22 protein-coding genes, 1 tRNA gene and 1 pseudogene are annotated in these 21600 nt (G+C 71.1%); 9 read left to right on the top strand and 15 right to left on the bottom strand.

What is annotated here, in order from left to right; translation table 11 throughout:
* Window positions 1-13 precede the first annotated feature (13 nt).
* Both AB0L37_RS34620 and AB0L37_RS34615 read left to right on the top strand, forming a co-directional pair.
* Window positions 14-334 carry a nucleotidyltransferase domain-containing protein gene (locus tag AB0L37_RS34620; RefSeq protein WP_365514886.1) on the top strand — a complete coding sequence of 107 codons (321 nt, stop codon included), beginning with the start codon at window positions 14-16 and terminating at the stop codon, window positions 332-334.
* A complete protein-coding gene (locus AB0L37_RS34615; RefSeq protein ID WP_365514778.1) occupies window positions 331-546 on the top strand; it encodes a hypothetical protein in 216 nt (71 codons plus the stop codon). The genes AB0L37_RS34620 and AB0L37_RS34615 overlap by 4 nt, the downstream gene beginning before the upstream one ends.
* 227 nt (window positions 547-773) lie before the next feature.
* Here the strand turns inward: AB0L37_RS34615 and AB0L37_RS34610 are convergent.
* Window positions 774-855 (bottom strand) — tRNA-Tyr (locus AB0L37_RS34610).
* A 234-nt stretch (window positions 856-1089) separates the two neighbouring features.
* On the opposite strand from AB0L37_RS34610, the gene AB0L37_RS34605 reads away from it, so the two are divergent.
* Window positions 1090-1578, top strand: a complete 489-nt coding sequence (locus tag AB0L37_RS34605; RefSeq protein ID WP_365514775.1) for a YajQ family cyclic di-GMP-binding protein — start codon at window positions 1090-1092, stop codon at window positions 1576-1578.
* Between the two features lie 108 nt (window positions 1579-1686).
* On the opposite strand, the gene AB0L37_RS34600 is transcribed toward AB0L37_RS34605, so the two are convergent.
* Entirely contained in the window at window positions 1687-1959 is a 273-nt protein-coding gene (locus AB0L37_RS34600; protein WP_365514773.1) for a GlsB/YeaQ/YmgE family stress response membrane protein, read from the bottom strand.
* A gap of 93 nt (window positions 1960-2052) precedes the next feature.
* On the opposite strand from AB0L37_RS34600, the gene AB0L37_RS34595 reads away from it, so the two are divergent.
* Window positions 2053-3297, top strand: a complete 1245-nt coding sequence (locus AB0L37_RS34595) for an APC family permease (protein ID WP_365514770.1) — start codon at window positions 2053-2055, stop codon at window positions 3295-3297.
* Window positions 3298-3306: 9 nt separating this feature from the next.
* Here the strand turns inward: AB0L37_RS34595 and AB0L37_RS34590 are convergent, their stop codons facing one another.
* From AB0L37_RS34590 to AB0L37_RS34530, 13 genes are all read right to left on the bottom strand, one after another.
* Window positions 3307-3699, bottom strand: a complete 393-nt coding sequence (locus AB0L37_RS34590) for a YccF domain-containing protein (RefSeq protein WP_365514767.1) — start codon at window positions 3697-3699, stop codon at window positions 3307-3309.
* Window positions 3696-4559, bottom strand: coding sequence for a zinc metalloprotease HtpX (gene htpX / locus AB0L37_RS34585; RefSeq protein WP_365514764.1), 864 nt, complete (start codon window positions 4557-4559; stop codon window positions 3696-3698). The genes AB0L37_RS34590 and htpX overlap by 4 nt, the downstream gene beginning before the upstream one ends.
* A 186-nt stretch (window positions 4560-4745) precedes the next feature.
* Window positions 4746-5201, bottom strand: coding sequence for an MscL family protein (locus tag AB0L37_RS34580; protein WP_365514761.1), 456 nt, complete (start codon window positions 5199-5201; stop codon window positions 4746-4748).
* Window positions 5202-5252: 51 nt separating this feature from the next.
* Window positions 5253-6788, bottom strand: a complete 1536-nt coding sequence (locus tag AB0L37_RS34575; RefSeq protein WP_365514759.1) for an NADH-quinone oxidoreductase subunit N — start codon at window positions 6786-6788, stop codon at window positions 5253-5255.
* The gene (locus AB0L37_RS34570) at window positions 6785-8362 is read right to left on the bottom strand and encodes an NADH-quinone oxidoreductase subunit M (RefSeq protein WP_365514756.1); all 1578 of its coding nucleotides are present in this window, start codon (window positions 8360-8362) and stop codon (window positions 6785-6787) included. The genes AB0L37_RS34575 and AB0L37_RS34570 overlap by 4 nt, the downstream gene beginning before the upstream one ends.
* A 6-nt stretch (window positions 8363-8368) precedes the next feature.
* Complete coding sequence (locus AB0L37_RS34565) at window positions 8369-10399, bottom strand: NADH-quinone oxidoreductase subunit L (protein ID WP_365514753.1); 2031 nt, start codon at window positions 10397-10399, stop codon at window positions 8369-8371.
* Window positions 10396-10800 carry an NADH-quinone oxidoreductase subunit NuoK gene (nuoK, locus tag AB0L37_RS34560; RefSeq protein WP_365514750.1) on the bottom strand — a complete coding sequence of 135 codons (405 nt, stop codon included), beginning with the start codon at window positions 10798-10800 and terminating at the stop codon, window positions 10396-10398. Before nuoK ends, AB0L37_RS34565 begins: the two co-directional genes overlap by 4 nt.
* Window positions 10800-11429 carry an NADH-quinone oxidoreductase subunit J gene (locus tag AB0L37_RS34555; protein WP_365514748.1) on the bottom strand — a complete coding sequence of 210 codons (630 nt, stop codon included), beginning with the start codon at window positions 11427-11429 and terminating at the stop codon, window positions 10800-10802. Before AB0L37_RS34555 ends, nuoK begins: the two co-directional genes overlap by 1 nt.
* A complete protein-coding gene (locus AB0L37_RS34550) occupies window positions 11426-12178 on the bottom strand; it encodes a 4Fe-4S binding protein (RefSeq protein ID WP_365514745.1) in 753 nt (250 codons plus the stop codon). The genes AB0L37_RS34555 and AB0L37_RS34550 overlap by 4 nt, the downstream gene beginning before the upstream one ends.
* Entirely contained in the window at window positions 12179-13147 is a 969-nt protein-coding gene (locus AB0L37_RS34545) for a complex I subunit 1 family protein (protein WP_365514743.1), read from the bottom strand. It abuts the gene before it with no gap.
* Window positions 13144-14220: an NADH-quinone oxidoreductase subunit C gene (locus tag AB0L37_RS34540; protein WP_365514740.1), complete on the bottom strand. Its 1077-nt coding sequence runs from the start codon at window positions 14218-14220 to the stop codon at window positions 13144-13146. Before AB0L37_RS34540 ends, AB0L37_RS34545 begins: the two co-directional genes overlap by 4 nt.
* On the bottom strand, window positions 14217-14852 hold the full coding sequence (locus tag AB0L37_RS34535) for an NADH-quinone oxidoreductase subunit B family protein (RefSeq protein WP_365514737.1): 636 nt from the start codon (window positions 14850-14852) through the stop codon (window positions 14217-14219). The genes AB0L37_RS34540 and AB0L37_RS34535 overlap by 4 nt, the downstream gene beginning before the upstream one ends.
* Window positions 14849-15232, bottom strand: coding sequence for an NADH-quinone oxidoreductase subunit A (locus tag AB0L37_RS34530; protein ID WP_365514734.1), 384 nt, complete (start codon window positions 15230-15232; stop codon window positions 14849-14851). The genes AB0L37_RS34535 and AB0L37_RS34530 overlap by 4 nt, the downstream gene beginning before the upstream one ends.
* Window positions 15233-15499: 267 nt before the next feature.
* On the opposite strand from AB0L37_RS34530, the gene AB0L37_RS34525 reads away from it, so the two are divergent.
* From AB0L37_RS34525 to AB0L37_RS34505, 5 genes and pseudogenes are all read left to right on the top strand, one after another.
* Window positions 15500-16687, top strand: a complete 1188-nt coding sequence (locus AB0L37_RS34525) for a sensor domain-containing protein (protein ID WP_365514731.1) — start codon at window positions 15500-15502, stop codon at window positions 16685-16687.
* Window positions 16688-16834: 147 nt separating this feature from the next.
* Entirely contained in the window at window positions 16835-18187 is a 1353-nt protein-coding gene (locus AB0L37_RS34520; protein WP_365514728.1) for a sensor domain-containing protein, read from the top strand.
* A 255-nt stretch (window positions 18188-18442) separates the two neighbouring features.
* The gene (locus AB0L37_RS34515) at window positions 18443-19114 is read left to right on the top strand and encodes a response regulator transcription factor (RefSeq protein ID WP_338697398.1); all 672 of its coding nucleotides are present in this window, start codon (window positions 18443-18445) and stop codon (window positions 19112-19114) included.
* Between the two features lie 281 nt (window positions 19115-19395).
* Window positions 19396-21351 carry a 2-oxoacid:acceptor oxidoreductase subunit alpha gene (locus AB0L37_RS34510; protein WP_365514724.1) on the top strand — a complete coding sequence of 652 codons (1956 nt, stop codon included), beginning with the start codon at window positions 19396-19398 and terminating at the stop codon, window positions 21349-21351.
* A pseudogene (locus AB0L37_RS34505) lies at window positions 21344-21600 on the top strand (2-oxoacid:ferredoxin oxidoreductase subunit beta); the annotation flags it as partial. The gene AB0L37_RS34510 and the pseudogene AB0L37_RS34505, both read left to right, overlap by 8 nt.

Here is a 21600-nt window from a genome sequence, read left to right as displayed (position 1 = left end):
ACACCCGTGTGCAATAAGGCGGTTCACCCTAGGGCGAGCCTCAGGAATCGCACAAGGGTGCCCACGTCGCGTCGGTCGCACGGGCCCCGCAATCCCCCCCCCGGACGCGCTCACCTGCCGCCCGGCAGACCCGGACGGCAGGAACACGCCCCCTCGCATCACCCCCGAAACCGCCGCGCTGCTCGACCAGGCCCGCCGCCTCCTCACCGAACGCCATCCTGAGGCCCTCGGTGCCGTCCTGGGCGGCTCAACGGCCCGCGGACGGGCGACGGCGACCAGCGACCTGGATCCGGCCGTCCTGCTGCCGACACGGACACGAGCCGCCGCGAGGTGATCCGCCACGAGGGCCGGCTCGCGGAACTGTTCCCGCACACGCTCGGCGACCTCCCGGGCTTCTTCGACCGCGACCGGTCCCTGTGCCGCGGCACGATCCTCTTCCTCCACGGGGAGGGCGTCCCGCTCCTCGACCCGCGCGGCGACCTGGCCCACGTCCGCGCCCGCTACCTCCTGACCTGCTCGGCGACGCGCTCCTCGCGGGCCACCTGACGGGGGCGGAACACGGCGACGCGACGGCGCTGACGGCTGCCGCACAGAAGGTCCTGGACCTGACCGGGGGGCCGCTGCGCGAGGGATACGTGCAGGAGCGGGTGCCGGGTGGGCGGGGTGCGTACCGAGAGTGATGCCGTGGGGCGGCCGCCGGGCCGGAGGTGACGCGCGGCACCCCGGACACGACGAAGCCCCCTCCGGAATCCGGAGGGGGCTTCACCCAAGTGTGGCGGCGCCAGGATTCGAACCTGGGAAGGCTGAGCCGGCAGATTTACAGTCTGCTCCCTTTGGCCGCTCGGGCACACCGCCTTGGGTTTGCTGCCTCGGGCCCCGCTCGCGCGGTGCTCGCTGGCAACGACGTAAACAATACCTGATGCACGGGGGTGCTTCGCCACCCGATTGATCGGCGGCGGAGCCCGGGGCGGTGGCTAGGCTTTGCACGCGGCGCGACGCCCTCGGAAACCGGGGGCGCGGCGCCTACGTAGTGCCGTAGTACCGATACGCAGTACCGATAGCAGTCCCCGATACAAGGAGCCACAGGACATGGCCGACTCCAGTTTCGACATCGTCTCGAAGGTCGAGCGGCAGGAGGTCGACAACGCCCTCAACCAGGCCGCCAAGGAAATCTCCCAGCGCTACGACTTCAAGAACGTCGGCGCCTCCATCTCCTGGTCCGGCGAGAAGATCCTGATGGAGGCCAACTCCGAGGAGCGGGTCAACGCCATCCTCGACGTCTTCCAGTCCAAGCTGGTCAAGCGAGGCATCTCGCTGAAGGCCCTGGACGCCGGTGAGCCGCAGCTGTCCGGCAAGGAGTACAAGATCTTCTCCTCCATCGAGGAGGGCATCTCCCAGGACAACGCCAAGAAGGTCGCGAAGATCATCCGCGACGAGGGCCCGAAGGGCGTCAAGGCGCAGGTGCAGGGCGACGAGCTGCGGGTCAGCTCCAAGAGCCGTGACGACCTCCAGGCCGTACAGGCGCTCCTGAAGGGCAAGGACTTCGACTTCGCGCTGCAGTTCGTGAACTACCGATAGCCACGCGGAAGTTGAAACACCACATGTAGGGCGCTGTCCGCACGAGCGCCGCATGTAGGGGCGGCACCCGGCCGGGTGCCGCCCCTACTTGTTGCTGCTGGCTGCGCTCTAGCGGCGGCTTCGGGAGTCTCCGAAGAAGATGCGGTACACGATCAGCAGGACCAGGGCGCCGCCGATCGCGGCGACCCAGGTGGCCGTGTCGTAGAAGTCGGTGTTGATCGGGCGGTCGAGCCAACGGGCCGATATCCAGCCGCCGATGAAGGAGCCGGCGACGCCGATGAGGGTGGTGCCGATCAGGCCGCCCGGGTCGCGGCCCGGGAGCAGGAACTTGGCGATGGCGCCCGCGAGCAGGCCGAGGAGGATCCAGCTGATGACGCCCATGCCGCGAACTGCCCTTCTGTCGTGCTGTGCTGTTGACCTATAGGACGCCAAGTAGGCACGGCGCGGTTGCGGTGGCGTTCTAGGGTGCGGCCCATGACACATTCGGTTCCGTCCTTGCGCAGGGCGTTGGGCGTGCGTGACGCCGTCGTGGTGGGGCTCGGGGCGATGGTGGGGGCGGGTGTGTTCGCCGCGCTGGGGCCGGCGGCACGGGCGGCCGGTACGGGGCTCCTGTACGCGCTCGCCGCGGCGGCCGTGGTGGCGTACTGCAACGCGATGGCGTCGGCGCGCCTCGCCGCTCTGTATCCGGTGTCGGGGGGCACCTACGTGTACGGCAGGGAGCGGCTCGGGCCGTTCTGGGGGTATCTGGCGGGCTGGGCGTTCGTCGTCGGCAAGACGGCCTCGTGCGCCGCGATGGCGTTGACCGTGGGCACGTACGCGTGGCCGGGGCAGGCGCACGCGGTGGCCGTGGGGGCCGTGGTGGCGCTGACCGCCGTGAACTGCCTGGGGGTCGAGAAGTCGGCGTGGCTCACGCGGGTGGTCGTCGCCGTCGTCCTCGGGGTGCTCGCGGCCGTCGTGGTCGCCTGTGCGGGGTCGGGGAGCGCGTCGGGCGGGCGGCTCGAGGCGGGGCTCTCCGGAGGCGTCAGCGGCGTCCTGAGCGGCGCGGGGCTGCTGTTCTTCGCTTTCGCGGGGTACGCGCGCGTGGCGACGCTCGGCGAGGAGGTGCGGGACCCGGCGCGGACGATCCCGCGGGCCATTCCGATCGCGCTCGGGATCACGCTCGTCGTGTACGCCGCCGTGGCCGCGGCCGCCGTCGCCGTGCTCGGCGTGGACGGCCTCGCGCACGCCACGGCTCCGCTGGCGGACGCCGTACGGGCGGCGGGTGCCGACGGGCTGGTGCCGGTGGTGCGGGTCGGCGCGGCCGTGGCGGCGCTCGGGTCGCTGCTCTCGCTGATCCTCGGGGTGTCACGGACAACGCTGGCGATGGCACGGGACCGGCATCTGCCGAGCGGTCTCGCGGCTGTGCATCCCCGCTTCCAGGTGCCGCACCGGGCGGAGATCGCGGTGGGCGCCGTGGTGGCCGTCGCGGCCGCCTTCGGGGACGTGCGCGGCGCGATCGGCTTCTCGTCGTTCGGCGTGCTCGTCTACTACGCGATCGCCAACGCGTCGGCATGGACGCTGAGTTCGGCCACACGCGCGCGTGCGCTGCCCGCGCTCGGCGCCGTGGGGTGCGTGGCCCTCGCGTGCGCGCTGCCGGTGACCTCGGTGGTGGCAGGGGCCGGGGTGCTCGCCCTGGGGGCGGCCGCGTACGCGGTGCGGCTGCGCGTACGGAGCTCTTGAAGGCAGTCCCTAGCGCGTCGCGAACGGCTGGTCGGTGCGGACGATCTCGCGGCCCAGCGGCAGCAGCGAGAGCGGGATCATCTTGAAGTTGGCGATGCCGAACGGGATGCCGATGATCGTCACGCACAGCGCGATGCCCGTGAAGACGTGCGCCAGGGCGAGCCACCAGCCCGCGAGGATCAGCCACAGCACATTGCCGATGCAGGAGGCCGCTCCGGCGTCCCTGCGCTCGACCGTCGTGTACCCGAAGGGCCACAGGGCGTAGATGCCGATCCTGAAGGCGGCGATGCCGAACGGGATCCCGATGATGGTGATGCACAGCAGCACGCCCGCGAGCAGGTAGCCGAGGAACAGCCAGAAGCCGCTCAGGACGAGCCAGATGACGTTCAGGATTGTCTTCACTGTTGGCGACCTGCCATCTGCTCGAGGCGGGCGATGCGCTCCGCCATGGGCGGGTGGGTGGAGAACATCTTCGACATGCCCTGACCGGGACGGAAGGGGTTGGCGATCATCATGTGGCTCGCCGTCTCGATACGCGGCTCGGGCGGCAGCGGCAGTTGCTTCGTACCGGCGTCGAGCTTGCGCAGCGCGCTGGCCAGGGCCAGCGGGTCGCCCGTCAGCTGGGCGCCGGAGGCGTCGGCCTCGTACTCGCGGGAGCGGCTGATGGCGAGCTGGATCAGCGAGGCGGCGAGCGGGCCCAGGATCATGATCAGGAGCATCCCGAAGATGCCGGGCCCGTCGTCGTCGTTGGAGCGGCCGACCGGGATCAGCCACGCGAAGTTGACCAGGAACATGATCACGGAGGCGAGGGCACCGGCCACCGAGGAGATCAGGATGTCGCGGTTGTAGACATGGCTCAGCTCGTGCCCGATGACGCCGCGCAGCTCCCGCTCGTCAAGGATGCGCAGGATTCCCTCGGTGCAGCACACCGCCGCGTTGCGCGGGTTGCGGCCCGTCGCGAACGCGTTCGGCGCCTCGGTCGGGGAGATGTACAGGCGCGGCATCGGCTGCTTGGCCTGCGTGGAGAGCTCGCGCACCATCCGGTAGAGCGCGGGCGCCTCGAACTCGCTCACGGGGCGGGCGCGCATCGCGCGCAGGGCCAGCTTGTCGCTGTTCCAGTACGCGTACGCGTTCGTCCCGAGAGCGATGACGAGGCCGATGATGAGCCCCGTACGGCCGAAGAAGCTGCCGATGACGAGGATGAGGGCGGAAAGTCCCCCGAGGAGTACGGCGGTCTTCAGCCCGTTGTGCCGGCGGTGCACGGTACGCCCTCCTGATGGTGCGGCAGGGGAACCCACTGCTTGCTGTCTTGCTGCTTCCACTGGGTGTGCAGGTCTCTGCGTGTATCCACGTCCAGTGGACCCTCCCGTACTGGTCAACGCCAGACGAAGAGGACTAGTTCCCTTGTGCGCGCACGGGGCAGGGGCCGCGCGTGTAGGCCGTACGGGTCAGCGCTGCTGCGGCAGACCGGCCAGCTCCAGGGCCTCGGGGTCCGCCTTGACCTCGCTCGTGCAGTGCGAGCAGCGGGTGGCGATGCCGGGGATCTGGCTGAAGCAGCGCGGGCAGTCGCGCAGGGCGGCCTTGATGTCGACGGGCTTGCCGCGGTCGATACGGGCCTGGAACTTCATCATCGGGACGACGACCACGAAGTAGAGCACCGCCGCGGTGATCAGGAAGGCGATGGCCGCGCTGACGAACTTGCCGTACGGGAAGTCGGTGCCCTCGACCGTGAAGTGCGCCTTGCTGAAGTCGCCGGTCGAGCGGGTGGCGAGGCCGATGAGCGGGGCGATGAACGCCGTGCTGAAGCCGGTGACGACCGCGGTGAAGGCGGAACCGACGGCCAGACCGATGGCCATCGTGATGATGTTTCCGCGAAGTATGAAGTCCTTGAACCCGCTCAGCACTGCGTGTGTCTCCTTGAAGGTGTGGCTTTTCCCGATGCCGTACGAGGGTGCCTAGAAGAGGCCCGTCGAGGCAAAACGCAGGACCAGCTGCGGCGCTCCTGACAGGGCCACTCCGATGACGGCCGTGACGGCGATCGCGGCGGTGAGCGGCATGGATGCGCGGTACGCGGACGGCTCGCCTTCAGGAGCGCGGAAGAGCGTCGCGGTCCACTGGAGGTAGTAGAAGAGCGCGATCACGACGTTCACGGCCATGACGACGGCGAGCCAGCCGAGCCCCGCGTCGACGGCCGCCGAGAAGACGGTGACCTTCGCGAAGAGGCCGATGATGCCGGGCGGCAGGCCCGCGAGGCAGAGCAGGAAGAAGCCCAGGATGAGCGCGGCGAGCGGACGCGAGGCGTACAGGCCGCGGTAGTCACTGAGGCGGTTCAGCGGCTTCGTACGGGCGACGAGGGCGGCCACCGCGAAGGCGCCGAGGTTCACGGCGGCGTACATGAGGGCGTACGCGAGCGTGGAGCCGATCGACTTCTGTGGGTCGTCGGAGTACGCGGCCGAGGCGATCGGCACCAGGAGGTAGCCGGCCTGGCCGACGGAGGACCAGGCGAGCAGGCGGACGGCGCTGTACGCGCGCGTGGCCTGCTGGCGCAGGGCGCCGACGTTGCCGATGGTCATGGTCAGCGCGGCGAGGGCGGCGAGCGCCGGGCCCCAGACGGCGGCGTACGAGGGGAACGCGACGACCGTGACGAGGATGAGGCCGGTGAAGCCGACGGCCTTGCCGATGACCGACAAGTAGGCGGCGATCGGAAGCGGCGCGCCTACGTAGGTGTCGGGCACCCAGAAGTGGAACGGTACGGCGGCCGTCTTGAAGGCGAACCCGACGAGGGTGAGGGCCACGCCCGCCTGGGCGAGGGTGTGGAACTGGCCGTCCACGTGGGTGAGTTCGGTGGCGACCTGGGTGAGGTGCAGGGTGCCCGTGGTCGCGTACACGAAGCTCACGCCGAGCAGGGTGACGGCGGTCGCGGTGACGGAGGACAGGAAGAACTTCAGGGCCGCGTCGGAGGAGCGCTTGTCGCCGTGCTTGAGGCCTACGAGTGCGAAGGCGGGCAGCGAGGCGACTTCCAGGGCGACGACGAGGGTGGCCAGGTCGCGGGAGGCGGGCAGCAGGGCGGCGCCCGCGGCCGACGACAGCAGAAGGAACCAGAACTCCCCTTCGGGGAGCGGCCTGTTCGCGTTCTTCGCGTCCTTCAAGGTGCTGATCGAGAGCAGCGCGGTGAGCAGGGCGCCCGCGAGGACCAGGAACTGGATGACGAGCGTGAAGCGGTCCGCGGTGTAACTACAGGCGTCGTAGGGCGCGTCCTGGAGGCAGAACGTGGAGCGTTCGTCACCGATCAGCGGGATCAGAGTGAGCGCGGCGGCGGCGAGGCCCGCGACGGAGATCCAGCCGAGGACGGGCTTGCGCCGCTCCCCCACGAACAGGTCGGCGACCAGCACGACGAGGGCGACGACCGCCGCGATGGTGGGCGGCGCGATCGCGACCCAGTCGACGGACTGGACGAGGGACGCCACGGAGGGCGCGGCGACGGCGGTCACTGGAGGCCTCCTGCGAGGAGCTTCTGCACGGCCGGGTTCGTGAGGCCGAGCAGCGCGGCGGGCCACAGGCCCGCGAGGACGGTGAGGGCGACGAGCGGGGTCCAGGCGGCGAACTCGTAACCCTGGACGTCGAGGACGGGCGGGGCCGTCTCCGTCGGCCGGGGGCCCATGCAGACGCGGCGGACCACGATGAGCATGTAGGCGGCGGTGAGCAGCGTGCCGAAGGCCGCGATCGCCATGAACACGAGGAACGCCGGGCGGCTGAGGTCGTCCGCGGGCCTGAACGCGCCGAACAGGGCGAGCATCTCGCCCCAGAACCCGGCCAGGCCCGGCAGGCCGAGCGAGGCGACGGCGCCGAAGGCCATGAGGCCGCCGAGGCGCGGGGCCTTGCCGTACAGGGCCATGCCGCCCTGCTCGGCGAGGGTGTCGAGGTCGCTGGTGCCGGCCCGGTCCTTGAGCGCGCCGACGAGGAAGAAGAGGAGGCCGGTGATGAGGCCGTGCGCGATGTTGGCGAACAGCGCGCCGTTCACGCCGGTCGGGCTCATGGTCGCGATGCCGAGCAGGACGAAGCCCATGTGACCGACGGAGGAGTACGCGATGAGGCGCTTGAGATCGCCCTTCGCGCCCTGCTTCGCGAGGTTCAGGCAGGCCAGGGATCCGTAGATGATCCCGACGACGGCGAACGCGGCGAGGTACGGCGCGAAGGTCCGCATCCCGTCGGGGGTGATGGGGAGCAGGATCCGGACGAATCCGTACGTACCCATCTTCAGCAGGACGCCCGCGAGCAGGACCGAGCCGACGGTCGGGGCGGCGGTGTGCGCGTCCGGCAGCCAGCTGTGGAACGGCCACATCGGGGTCTTCACGGCGAGCCCGATCCCGATCGCCAGAACCGCGATGACCTGCACCGATGCGGTCAGGTTCCGGCCGTTGTCAGTGGCGAGTGCCATCATGTCGAACGTGCCCGACTTAACACCGATAAGGAGGATGCCGAGCAGCATCACGACCGAGCCGAGCAGGGTGAAGAGGATGAACTTCCAGGCCGCCGCGGCCCGTTCGGCACCGCCCCAGCGGGCGATGAGGAAGTACATCGGGATGAGGACCATCTCGAACGCGAGGAAGAAAAGGAGGAGGTCCAGGACGGCGAAGGTCGCGAGCGTGCCCGATTCCAGGACCAGGATCAGGGCGACGAATGCCTTGGGCGAGGGGCCCGCCGGCATTTTGAAGGAGGAGTACAGCGCGCACAGGAACGTCAGGAGCGCGGTGAGCACCAGGAGGGGGAGGGAGATGCCGTCGATGCCCAGGTGGATACGCACGTCCAGCGCCGGGATCCAGCTGATGTCCGTCGTGGCCTGCATCCTCGACGGATGGTCGTGGTCGAAGCCGAGCGCGAGGACGATCGAGGCGATGAGGATCACGCCGGTCACGGTCACGCCGTGGCGGAGCACGGCCTGGTCCGGAGACTTCCCCTTCAGCCCGGGCGGGGCCGGGAGGAGAGCGAGGACCGCGCCGATGAGCGGGCCGACGACGATCAATGCGAGAAGGAACTGCATCACGGATTCGCTGATATCGATCACGGCTGCTCACGCTCCGGCGGTGGCGACGAGGACGACGGCGACCACCAGGACGACGGTGCCTGCGAGCAGTGCGCTGAGGTAGGTCTGCACGTTTCCGGTCTGGGCGCGGCGCACGGCCCAGCCCAGAGCCTTGGGGGTCTCGGCCGCCGCGCGTACGTAGGTGTCGACGACCGCGCGGTCCAGGAAGCGGACCAGGGCGGCCGCGGCCTGGACGGGGCGGACGAAGAGCGCCGCGTAGACGGCGTCGAGGTGGAAGCCGACGGCCGCGTGCCGGTGCAGCGGGCCGAGCAGCAGCCGGCCCGGGTCGGCCGGGTCGGGGGCGCTCGCGATGTCGCCGTACGCGGGGGTGTGCGTCGCGATGGCCTCGGCCTCGACCAGGCCGCCGTCGCCGGACTCGGTGTCGACCGCCACCGCTCCGATCGGGACGGCGGAGCGGGCGGCCATCGCGGTGGTGTGCCGCCAGGCCGCGTACGTGACCAGGCCGCCGACGAGCGCGAAGCCGGTGCCGAGGACGGAGGTCGTCAGCGTCGGGGTGAGCGAGCGGCCGTCGAACCAGTCGGGCAGCACGCCCGTGATCAGACCGAAGGTGAGGGAGGGGATCGCGAGGACCCACAGGACGACGCTCATCACGGCGGGCTGCTTGCCGTGGTCGGGGGCTTCGGCGCCGCGGCCGTTGAAGGCGAGGAGCCACAGCCGGGTCGCGTAGGCGGCGGTGAGCAGGGCCGTGACCAGGCCCGCGACCAGGACGATCCAGCCGGACGCGACCGGGGCGGCCAGGGCGCCGGTCTCATGGCCGGTGGCGGTGTGCTCGGCGGCGCCGAGGACGGCCTCCTTGGAGAAGAAGCCGCTGAAGGGCGGGATCGCGGCGAGCGCGAGCAGCGCCACGGTCATCGTCCAGAAGGCGTCGGGCACGCGGGCGCGCAGATGGCCCATGCGCGACATCGCGGCCAGTGAGTTGGTGCCGGCGGCGTGGATGATCGCGCCCGCCGCGAGGAACAGCAGCGCTTTGAAAGCGCCGTGGGACAGGAGGTGGAAGACAGCGGCGTCACGGTCGCCGACGGCGAGGGCGCCGGTCATGTAGCCGAGCTGGCCGACCGTCGAGTACGCGAGGACGCGCTTGATGTCGTCCTGGGCGAGCGCGGCGAGACCCGAGCCCACCATGGTCACCGCGGCCATGACGGCGAGCACGATCAGCGCTGCCTGCGAGGCGGCGAAGACCGGGAGGAGGCGGGCGACGAAGTAGACGCCGGCGGCGACCATCGTCGCGGCGTGGATCAGCGCGGAGACGGGCGTGGGGCCCGCCATCGCGTCGGGCAGCCAGGTGTGCAGCGGGAACTGGGCCGACTTGCCCGCCACGCCGGCGAGGAGCAGGAGCGCGATCAGGGTCGGGTGGTCGAGGCCGCCCTCGCTGGTGACCTTGCCCAGGATCGTCGTGATGCGGAACGAACCCGCGTCCGTGGCGAGCGCGAACAGGCCGATGAGGAAGGGGACGTCGCCGAGCTTCGTGACGAGGAAGGCCTTGAGGGAGGCGGCCCGCGCCTCGGGGGTCTCCCAGTAGTGGCCGACGAGGAAGTACGAGCAGATGCCCATGACTTCCCAGCCGACGAGCAGGACCATCAGGTCGCCCGAGTAGACGACCAGGAGCATCGCGGAGGTGAAGAGCGAGACGAGCGCGGCGTACGAGGGGTAGCGCGGGTCGTCGCGCAGATAGCCCGTCGAGTAGAGCTGGACGCAGGTCGCGACCAGGCCGACCAGGACGGCGACGAGGGCGGCGAAGCCGTCGATGTGCAGGGCGAGTTCGATCGGCACGGAGCCGGTCGGGGTGAGCTCGGTGTGCGCGTCGAGGGCCGCGGTGCCGTTGCCGGAGCCGCCGCCCTGCCGGAAGGCGACCGTCGCGGCCAGGGCCAGCGCGGCGAGCGTCGGCAGGACGGCCAGCGGGCGGACGAAGCCGGGGGCGGTGCGGCCGAGCAGCAGGCCCGCGACGGCGCCGAGGAACGGCAGGAGGGGGACGAGTACGGCGAGGGTCGTGGTGGTCACGCGGTGGCCTCGGCCTTCTCGTCCGTCGCGTCGGCCGGGGTGCCGGCCGCGGCGGTGGCGTCGGACGGGTCGTGCGGGTCGTCGTCCGGGTCGTGGGGTTCGGCGGAGTCGCGGAGCTTGTCGATGTCCGACGTGCCGCGGTTGCGGTACACGGCCAGGACGATCGCGAGGCCGATGCCGATCTCGGCGGCGGCGATGGCGATCGTGAACAGGGTCAGGGCCTGGCCGGAGTGCAGGGCGTCGCGCAGCCAGACGTCGAAGGCGACGAGGTTGAGGTTGACGGCGTTGAGCATCAGCTCGACCGACATCAGGACCAGGATCGCGTTGCGGCGGGCCAGGACTCCGTACAGGCCCGTGCAGAACAGGAGGGAGGACAGGACGGCGGGATAGGCGAGGTGCATCAGCGGTTGCCCTCCCGGGTGGCCTGCGCGGCGGAGCCCGCGGGTTGCGGCTCGGCGTTCTTCTTGCGGGACAGGACGATCGCGCCGACCAGGGCCGCGAGCAGCAGGACCGAGAGCGCCTCGAAGGGCAGGACCCAGTGCCGGAAGAGGACCGAGCCGGTCACGGCCGTGCTGCCCTGGGCCGCGCCGGCGGCGGTGTCGAGGTCGATCCAGGTCGTGCGGAAGGCGTCGACGACGACCCAGACCAGGGCCGCCGCGGAGGCGACGGCCACGGTGAGGGCGGCCCAGCGGTTGGGGCTGTCGGCGTCCGGTGAGCGGCCGATGGGGGCCCGCGTCAGCATCAGTCCGAACAGGAGGAGGACCACGACGGAACCGACGTAGATCAGGACCTGCACCCAGGCGATGAACTCGGCCGTGAGCAGGAGGTACTCGACGGCGAGGCCACCGAGGGCGACGACCAGCCACAGGGCGGCGTGCACCAGCTGCTTCGTGGTGACGGTGACGATCGCGGCGCCGAAGGTGACCAGACCGACGAGCAGGAACGCGATCTCGACGCCCGTCGGGGAGAGGAACCCGTGGCTCTCGGCGGCCGGTGCCGCGAGGGCGGTGGGGACGGCGAGGGCTGTCATGCGGTGGGCTCCTCTCCGGGCTGATCAGGGGCGGGCTTCGTGGCGGGCTTCGCGTCCGGGGCGTCCTCCGCGGGCTTCACGTCCGCGGCGCCCTCGGCGGGAGCGGGCTTCACGTCCGCGCCCTCGGCGGGGGCGGGCTTCGCGTCCGCGCCCTCGGCGGGGGCGGGCTTCGCGTCCGGGGCGCTCCCGGCGGGCTCCGGCGCCGCGGTGGCCGCCGCCGCGGCCGCGGCCGCCGCGAGTTTGTCGGCGGCCTTGCGGGCCGCGGCCAGTTCCTTGGGCTCCTCGGCGGCGGGGTCGAGGGCGGGCGGGGACGGGACCGTCCACATCCACTCGCGGAGCTTGTCGCGCTCGTGGGTGAGTTCGTGGATGTCGGTCTCGGCGTACTCGAACTCCGGGGACCAGAACAGCGCGTCGAAGGGGCACACCTCGATGCAGATACCGCAGTACATGCAGAGGGAGAAGTCGATGGCGAAGCGGTCGAGGACGTTGCGGGAACGCTCGCGTCCGCCGGGTGCGGCGGGCGGCACCGTCTCCTTGTGGGAGTCGATGTAGATGCACCAGTCAGGGCACTCGCGGGCGCACAGCATGCAGACCGTGCAGTTCTCCTCGAACAGGCCGATCACGCCGCGCGTGCGGGGCGGGAGTTCGGGCTGGACGTCCGGGTACTGCGCGGTGACGGTCTTCTTCGTCATCGTGCGCAGCGTGACGGCGAGGCCCTTGGCGAGGCCGGAGCCAGGGATCGGGGGCATTTAGTTGATCGCCACCTTCACGATTCCGGTGAGCGCGATCTGCGCGAGGGCGAGGGGGACGAGCGTGGTCCAGGCGAGTTTCTGGAGCTGGTCCTCGCGCAGGCGCGGGTACGTCACCCGCAGCCAGATCACGACGAAGGCCAGCACGGCCGTCTTGAGTAGGGTCCAGACCCAGCCGAGGCCGTCGGCGCCCCAGGGGCCGTGCCAGCCGCCGAGGAACAGGACCGTCGTCAGACCGCAGAGCACCACGATGCCCGCGTACTCGGCGAGCAGGAACAGGGCGAAACGCAGGCCCGTGTACTCGGTGTACGCGCCGAAGATGATCTCGGAGTCGGCGACGGGCATGTCGAAGGGCGGGCGTTGCAGCTCGGCGAGGCCGGCCACGAAGAACACGATCGCGCCGACGATCTGCCAGGGCAGCCACCACCACTCGAACGCGTCGAGGATGCCGGGCAGCGAGACCGTGCCTGCGGCCATCGCGACCGACGCCGCGGCGAGCAGCATCGGGAGTTCGTACGCGAGGAGCTGGGCCGCCGTGCGCAGACCGCCCAGGAGGGAGAACTTGTTGGCGCTCGCCCAGCCCGCCATCAGCGAGCCGAGCACGCCGACGCCCATCACCGCGAGCACGAAGAAGATGCCCGCGTCGACGACCGCGCCGACCGCGCCGTCGCCGGGGCCGACCGGGATCGCGAGGAGGACGAGGAGGTACGGGAGGAGGGCGACGGCCGGGGCGAGCTGGAAGACGCGGCGGTCGGCGTCGGCCGGGACCACGTCCTCCTTCTGCGCGAACTTGACGCCGTCGGCGACGAGTTGGGCCCAGCCGTGGAAACCGCCCGCGTACATCGGTCCGAGCCGGCCCTGCATATGGGCCATGACCTTGTGCTCGGTCTGGCCCACGACCAGGGGCAGCACCAGGAAGGCGACGAAGACGAGGACGAGGCGCAGGGCGACGTCGAGCGCGTCGTTCACTGCGTGCCTCCGTCGGTCGTCTCGGGGTCTTCGGGGGTATCGGACTCGGCGGGCGCGGGCGCGGACTCCTGCTTCGGCTCCCGCTCCGGCTCCGGCTCCGACGCCGGTTTCGCGTTCTCGTCGAACGCGGGCTTGGCGTGGTGCCAAGGTGCGTCACTGGTCCGGGGTTTCGGCGCGGGCTGCTCCGCCTCCGGCCGGACCGGCTGCTCCGCCTCCGGCCGCGCGGGCGGTGCCGCCTGCTGGCTCGCCGAGCCCTCCGAGACGCTGCGCATGCGGCGCGCCGGACGGGCCGGTCGCTCCGCGGCGGGGGCCGCGTCCGGAGCGGCAGGGGACGCGGCGGGAGCCGCGGCCGCAGCCTGACTCGCCGAGCCTTCGCTCACCGACCGCGTGCGCCGAGCCGGCCGCTCCCCCGGAGCACCCGCACCCGCGGCCCGCCCCGCGGCACCGGCGCCCGCACCGGCACCCGCAGCCCGTGCCCCCCGCGCCGGCCGGGCCGGAGCGGGCGGGAGCTGGCCCTTCATGGGGCCCCAGTCGTTCGGGTCGGGGACGCCGGGCGGCAGCATCTGGCGCCGCTTGGGTCCGCCGTGCTCGGACTCGCCCGGCTCCTTCGCGCCCGGCCACGCCTTCGCGACGCGCGCCGCGAGCACGAAGTCCTTGCGCAGCGGGTGGCCTTCGAAGCCGTCGGGCAGCAGGAGCGGGTCGAGGCCGGGGTGGTCCGTGAAGTCCACGCCGAACATCTCGTGGGTCTCGCGCTCGTGCCAGGCCGCGCCCGCGTACACGCCGACCGCCGACGCGAGGACCGGTGCCTCGTGCGGCACCGTCGTGCGCAGCAGCAGCCGGTGCACGGTGCCGGGGCCCACGACGGCGACGTGCGCGCAGACGCGGAAGCCGGTCCCGGGTTCGTCGACCGCGCTCAGCCAGTCGAAATACGTGCAGCCCAGCGTCGTACGGGCCGTCTCCAGGGCGGTGGTCCACGCGGCGGCGGGGACGTCGACCGTCAGCAGGTCGTACGCCTCCTCGCTCGTGGCCGCGTCGCCGAACACCTCCTCGACGGGGGCAGGAAGCCAGCTCATGCCGCACCCCCGGGCTTCGGCGGCTGCACGAGTCCGCTGCTCAGCGCCGCCGCCGAGGGCCGTCCCGCCGCCGCGTCGGCGGAGGCGTACCGGTCGCCGAGCGACTCGCGCGCGATCTTCTCCTGGAGCTTGAGGATGCCCTGGAGCAGCGCCTCGGGACGGGGCGGGCACCCGGGCACGTACACGTCCACGGGGATGATCTGGTCGACGCCCTTGGTCACCGAGTACGAGTCCCAGTACGGGCCGCCGCAGTTGGAGCAGGCGCCGAACGAGATGACGTACTTGGGCTCGGGCATCTGCTCGTACAGGCGCTTCACGGCCGGGGCCATCTTGTCCGTGACCGTGCCCGAGACGACCATCAGGTCGGCCTGGCGCGGACCCGGGGCGAACGGGATGACGCCGAGCCGGATGAAGTCGTGGCGGGCCATCGACGCCGCGATGAACTCGATGGCGCAGCAGGCGAGGCCGAAGTTGAAGACCCACAGCGAGTACCGGCGGCCCCAGTTGAGGACCACCTTCATCGGTTCGGGGGCCAGGCGCGAGAGCACGCCGAGCCGCTTCGGCTCCGGGAGGAGAACGGGCACGGACTCGGACTCGGACACAGGCACGGGCTCGGGGGTCACGTCACTCACGCCCACGTCAGGACGCCCTTCTTGTATGCGTACAGCAGGCCCACGGTGAGGAAGCCGAGGAAGACGAACATCTCGACGAGGGTCGTCGCGCCGTATCCCGGCGCGGCGAAGACCGTGGCCCACGGGAAGAGGAAGATCGAGTCGACCGCGAAGATCACGTAGAGGAAGGCGTACACGTAGTAGCGGACCTGCGTGTGGGCCCAGCCCTCGCCGACGGGGTCGACGCCGCACTCGTACGTGAGGAGTTTCTCGGGGGTGGGGACCACCGGGCGCAGCAGTTTCCCCGCGCCGAAGGCGACGGCGACGAACAGCACGCCGACGACGGCGAGCAGGCCGACCACCGAGTACGACCGAAAGTAGTCCGCCGCGATGACGGTCACGTCCTAGCGCCCCTCGCGTGTTCGTTGTATCCGACAAGTTCCGGCAGGTTCCGAAACATTCCGACAAGTCAGGTACGCCGAGTGGTGTTCGACGATCTGTACGCACGGGAGTCTAGGGCCTGTTAAAGAGACGGTAAGCAGTCCGGTACCGCCCGGGTTCCCGGCCACCACCCGGGCGCGGCCCTCTGCGGGGTGGGGTTATCCCCCGTTCGTCCCCGGCAGTCCGCCTCATGGCGCCGCCCATCGTGCGCAGGGCACCCTTTCGATATGACCGAGCCTCTCGACGCCTCCGACGCGCAGCCCGTACTGCCGCGGGCGCGTCTCGCCTACGACGCCCACACCTGGAAGGAGATCGCGTATCTCCTGTCCAACTTCCCGCTCGCCCTCCTCGGCTTCATCTACGCCGTGACGGCGCTGGCCCTCGGCGCGGGCCTGACCGTGACCGTGGTCGGCCTGCCGTTGATCGCGGCCGCGCTGATGGGCGCGCGGCTGATCGGCCGGGTCGAGCGGGGGCGGGCGCGGGCGCTGCTCGGGGTGCGGATCGACGAGCCGAGCCCGTTGCCGACGCGGCCCGGGGACGGTTTCTTCGGCCGGCTGTGGAACGCCCTGAAGGACCCGGTGGGCTGGCGGGCCATGCTCTACGCGGTGATGCGGCTGCCCTGGGGCATCCTCACGTTCGTCGTGACGCTGGTCGGCCTCTTCGTGCTGTGGCCGGTGCTGCCGTTCGTGGTGCGCGGGCTGAGCAACGCGGACCGGGCGATGGCGCGGGCCCTGCTCTCGCCGTCCGACGAGCTGGAGCGCCGGATCGAGGAGCTGGAGTCGGACCGGGGCGTCGTGGTCGACACGGCCGCCGCCGACCTGCGCCGCATCGAGCGCGACCTGCACGACGGCGCGCAGGCCCGCCTGGTCAACCTGGCCATGGGCCTCGGCCTCGCCAAGGAGAAGCTCCTCGAGGGGCAGGTCGACGACACGGTCGCGGCGATGGTCGACGAGGCGCACGGCGAGGTGAAGCTCGCGCTGCAGGAGCTGCGCGATCTGGCCCGCGGCATCCACCCGGCGGTCCTCACCGACCGCGGCCTCGACGCCGCCCTCTCCTCCGTCGCCTCCCGCTGCACGGTCCCGGTGAAGGTCACGGCCGATCTGCCCGCACGGCCCGCCGAGGCCATCGAGGGCATCGCGTACTTCACGGTCTCCGAGCTGCTCCAGAACGTCAGCAAGCACAGCGGCGCGCGGTCGGCGTCGGTCGAGGTGTGGCGCTCGGGCGAGCGGCTCCTGATCCAGGTCAAGGACGACGGGCAGGGCGGCGCGAGCCTCGACAAGGGCACCGGTATGGCCGGTCTCGCGGAGCGGCTCGGCGCGGTCGACGGCCTGTTCGTCGTCGACTCCCCCGAGGGCGAGGGGACGACGGTCACCGCCGAGCTGCCCTGGCGCGACCGCACGCCCCAGCAGCCATAGCGGTAACAGGGGCAGCAGGGGTGGGGAAAACCCCCGGTCGAAGACGCCGACCCGCCGCATGGCCCGTACGCCCGCCGGCGAGGACGCTGGAACCAGAGCCCAGAAGCAGCCCCCTTTGACAAGCCTGAGCAGAAACGGACGACGCCGATGGCCACGCAGCAGTACGGATACCGCAGCGAGTACTCGTACGACGACGAGCCGCGACCCAAGCGCGGTCTGAACCGGCTGCCCGCCGGACTGCGGGCCCCGGTCGAGGGCCGCACCTGGCGGGAGTTCGGCTACCTCCTGCTGAGCTTCCCGATCGCCGTCGTCGGGTTCGTGTGGACCGTGACGATGATGTCGCTCGGCGCGGGCCTGCTCATCACCTTCATCGGCGTTCCGGTGCTGGCGGCGGGCCTGGCCGGGGCGCGCGGCCTCGGCGCCCTGGAGCGGGTGCGGGCGCGGACGCTGCTCGGCCTCGACGTCGACGCGCCGCAGCCGCTGCGCCCGCGCAAGAACGGTCCGCTGGCGTGGATCGGCGCGACGCTCAAGAGCGGCGCCTCCTGGCGGCACCTCGTCTACACGGTGCTGCACTTCCCGTGGGCGACGTTCGCGTTCTCGGTGGCGATCGCCTTCTGGACGACGGGCTGGACGCTGTTCACGTATCCGCTGTGGCAGTGGGTCTTCCCGATGTACGCGGGCCAGGCCGGTCTTCAGCTCTACGGCGACGAGTCGCACTCCGTCTACCTGAACAACCCCTTCGAGATCGCCCTGACCTCGGCGGTCGGCCTGCTCTTCGTGCTGGCGACGCCGTGGGTGCTGCGGGCCCTGACGACGGTGGACCGGGTGATGGTCGCCGGGCTGCTCGGCCCGTCGCGGCTGGACTCGCGTGTGGTGGAGCTGGAGTCGGACCGGGGCGTCGTGGTCGACACGGCCGCCGCCGACCTGCGCCGCATCGAGCGCGACCTGCACGACGGCGCGCAGGCCCGCCTGGTCAACCTCGCCATGGACCTCGGCCTCGCCAAGGAGAAGCTGGCCGAGGACCCGGAGTCGGCGGCGCGCATGGTGGGCGAGGCGCACGGCGAGGTGAAGACGGCCCTCCAGGAGCTGCGCGATCTGGCCCGCGGCATCCACCCGGCGGTCCTCACCGACCGCGGCCTCGACGCCGCCCTCTCCTCCGTCGCCTCCCGCTGCACGGTCCCGGTGACGGTCGAGGTCGACCTCACCGAGCGCCCGGCCCCCGCCATCGAGGGCATCGCGTACTTCACCGTCTCCGAGCTGCTCCAGAACGTCAGCAAGCACAGCCGGGCGACGCGGGCGAGCGTCGATGTGTGGCGCACCCGGGACCGCCTGATGCTCCAGGTGCACGACAACGGGGTCGGCGGCGCGGACGCCTCCGCCGGCAGCGGTCTCGCGGGCCTGGCCGAGCGTCTGGACGCGGTCGACGGCATCCTCGTGGTCGACTCCCCCGCGGCGGGCCCGACCCGGGTGACGGCGGAGCTGCCGTGGCGACGGGCGTGAGCGAGCACCGACGTACGACATAGTCGGACCCGGGACAGGGCGGGGCGGCCGGAGACGGCGGCCCCGCCCGCATGTGCGCGCGGGGTCGGGTTCCGGCCAGACACACGGTGTCCGGCCAGGGTTCGGCCCCGTACCGGATGGATCCACCACGATTACCTACGCGCGGGCGCACCCCGGACGTGATGCTGGAATGCTGGCCCTGTCAGAACCGACCCCCGTGAACACGTACGCGGGGGCGCTGGGGGGCCGAGAAACATGGAGGACAGGGTGCGGGTCGTCATCGCCGAGGATTCAGTGCTGCTCAGGGAGGGGCTGACCCGGCTGCTGACCGACCGCGGGCACGAGGTCGTCGCGGGCGTCGGGGACGGGGACGCGCTGGTCAAGACGATCACCGACCTGGGGGCGCAGGATCAGCTCCCGGACGTGGTCGTCGCGGACGTACGGATGCCGCCCACGCACACCGACGAGGGCGTGCGCGCGGCGGTGCAGCTGCGCGGCCGGTTCCCCGGCCTCGGGGTCCTCGTCCTTTCGCAGTACGTGGAGGAGCAGTACGCCACCGAACTGCTCGCGGGGTCGAGCCACGGCGTCGGCTATCTGCTCAAGGACAGGGTCGCCGAGGTGCGGGAGTTCGTGGACGCGGTGGTGCGGGTCGCCGAGGGCGGCACGGCGCTCGACCCGGAGGTCGTCGCCCAGCTCCTCGGCCGCAGCCGCAAGCAGGACGTCCTCGCGAACCTCACGCCGCGCGAGCGCGAGGTCCTCGGCCTGATGGCGGAGGGCCGGACGAACTCGGCGATCGCGCGTCAACTCGTGGTCAGCGACGGCGCGGTGGAGAAGCACGTGAGCAACATCTTCCTGAAGCTGGGGCTCTCCCCCAGCGACGGGGACCACCGCCGCGTCCTGGCGGTCCTGACCTACCTGAACTCCTGATCTACCTGAACTCCCGAAAAACTGACACCCTGTCAGATGCAGTGGGCCGGACCGAGGCGGAACCGAGCCCGCCCAGAACTGAAGGACGGCACGGAGCGTCTTCAAGGAGAGGCCCAGGGGGGCGAGCAAAACATGGCAAACCAGGACGACAGATCATCTCATTTCCTCGTCCATCATGTGAATGCTCGGAGGAAGGCGACCCTTACAGACGTAGGGTGGGCCGTGGGAAGGCCGGCGGTACAGGCCTGCCCGAACAGCCGCCTCGAGGGAGGTCCAGTTCAGTGACCAGCCAGGTCAGTAGCCCGGCCGAGCAGGCCGACGGAGCAGACGGGGCCGACGGCGTCGTCGTGGGAGAACAGCGCACAGCCGCGGGTGGATCGAGCAAGGACGTGCGGCGCCTGGACCGGGTGATCATCCGGTTCGCGGGCGACTCCGGTGACGGGATGCAGCTCACCGGCGACCGCTTCACCTCGGAGACGGCGTCCTTCGGCAACGACCTCTCCACTCTGCCGAACTTCCCGGCCGAGATCCGCGCCCCCGCCGGCACGCTGCCCGGCGTCTCCTCCTTCCAGCTCCACTTCGCCGACCACGACATCCTCACGCCCGGCGACGCGCCCAACGTGCTGGTGGCGATGAACCCGGCCGCGCTGAAGGCGAACATCGGGGACGTGCCGCGCGGCGCCGAAGTCATCGTCAACACGGACGAGTTCACCAAACGGGCGATGGCGAAGGTCGGCTACGAGACGTCCCCCCTTGAGGACGGTTCGCTCGACGGCTACCACGTGCACCCGGTGCCGCTGACGACGCTGACGGTGGAGGCGCTCAAGGAGTTCGACCTCTCCCGCAAGGAGGCCGAGCGCTCCAAGAACATGTTCGCGCTCGGACTCCTGTCCTGGATGTACCACCGGCCCACCGAGGGCACGGAGAAGTTCCTCCAGCAGAAGTTCGCCCGCAAGCCCGAGATCATGAAGGCCAACTTGACGGCTTTCCACGCGGGTTGGAACTTCGGCGAGACGACCGAGGACTTCGCGGTCTCCTACGAGGTCGCGCCCGCGGCCACCGCGTTCCCGACGGGCACCTACCGCAACATCTCCGGGAACCTGGCCCTGTCGTACGGGCTGATCGCGGCCTCGAAGCAGGCGGACCTGCCGCTGTACCTGGGCTCGTACCCGATCACGCCGGCCTCGGACATCCTGCACGAGCTGTCCAAGCACAAGAACTTCGGCGTACGGACCTTCCAGGCGGAGGACGAGATCGCCGGGATCGGCGCGGCGCTCGGCGCGGCGTTCGGCGGGTCGCTGGCCGTCACCACCACCTCCGGGCCCGGTGTGGCGCTGAAGTCCGAGACGATCGGCCTTGCCGTCTCCCTGGAGCTGCCGCTGCTGGTCGTCGACATCCAGCGCGGCGGCCCGTCCACCGGTCTGCCGACCAAGACCGAGCAGGCCGACCTGTTGCAGGCGATGTACGGGCGCAACGGCGAGGCCCCGGTGCCGGTCGTCGCACCGTGCACCCCGGCGGACTGCTTCGACGCGGCGATGGAAGCGGCCCGTATCGCGGTCACGTACCGCACCCCGGTGCTGCTGCTCTCCGACGGCTACCTGGCCAACGGCAGCGAGCCCTGGCGCATCCCCGAGATCGACGAACTCCCGGACCTGCGCACCCAGTTCGCCCAGGGCCCCAACCACACGCTGGACGACGGCACCGAGGTCTTCTGGCCGTACAAGCGCGATCCGCAGACCCTCGCGCGGCCGTGGGCCATCCCCGGCACCCCGGGCCTGGAGCACCGGATCGGCGGCATCGAGAAGCAGGACGGCACGGGCAACATCTCCTACGACCCGGCCAACCACGACTTCATGGTCCGCACCCGCCAGGCCAAGATCGACGGCATCGCCGTCCCGGACGTGGAGGTCGACGACCCGTCCGGCGCCGCCGGCACCCTTGTTCTCGGCTGGGGTTCGACGTACGGGCCGATCACGGCGGCCGTGCGTCGACTGCGCGGCGCGGGGGACTCGATCGCGCAGGCGCATCTGCGTCACCTCAACCCGTTCCCGCGGAATCTGGGCGAGGTCCTGAAGCGTTACGACAAGGTGGTGATCCCCGAGATGAACCTCGGCCAGCTCGCCACCCTCATCCGTGCCACGTACCTGGTGGACGCCCACAGTTACAACCAGGTCAACGGAATGCCGTTCAAGGCTGAGCAGCTCGCCACGGCTCTCAAGGAGGCCATCGATGGCTGACACGACGACCACGGAAGGAAGCGGGGGCGGCGGCGCGGAGGCGCTTCTCTCACTCGTCCCCAAGGCCGAGGCCAAGCAGTCCATGAAGGACTTCAAGTCCGACCAGGAGGTGCGCTGGTGCCCCGGCTGCGGTGACTACGCGATCCTGGCCGCCGTGCAGGGCTTCATGCCCGAACTCGGCCTGGCGAAGGAGAACATCGTCTTCGTCTCCGGCATCGGCTGCTCGTCCCGCTTCCCGTACTACATGAA

Source organism: Streptomyces sp. NPDC052225, assembly GCF_040679615.1.
Lineage (GTDB): Bacteria > Actinomycetota > Actinomycetes > Streptomycetales > Streptomycetaceae > Streptomyces.
Note: the sequence above shows the minus strand (reverse complement) of the source record. Positions and strands in the feature narration are given on the sequence as shown.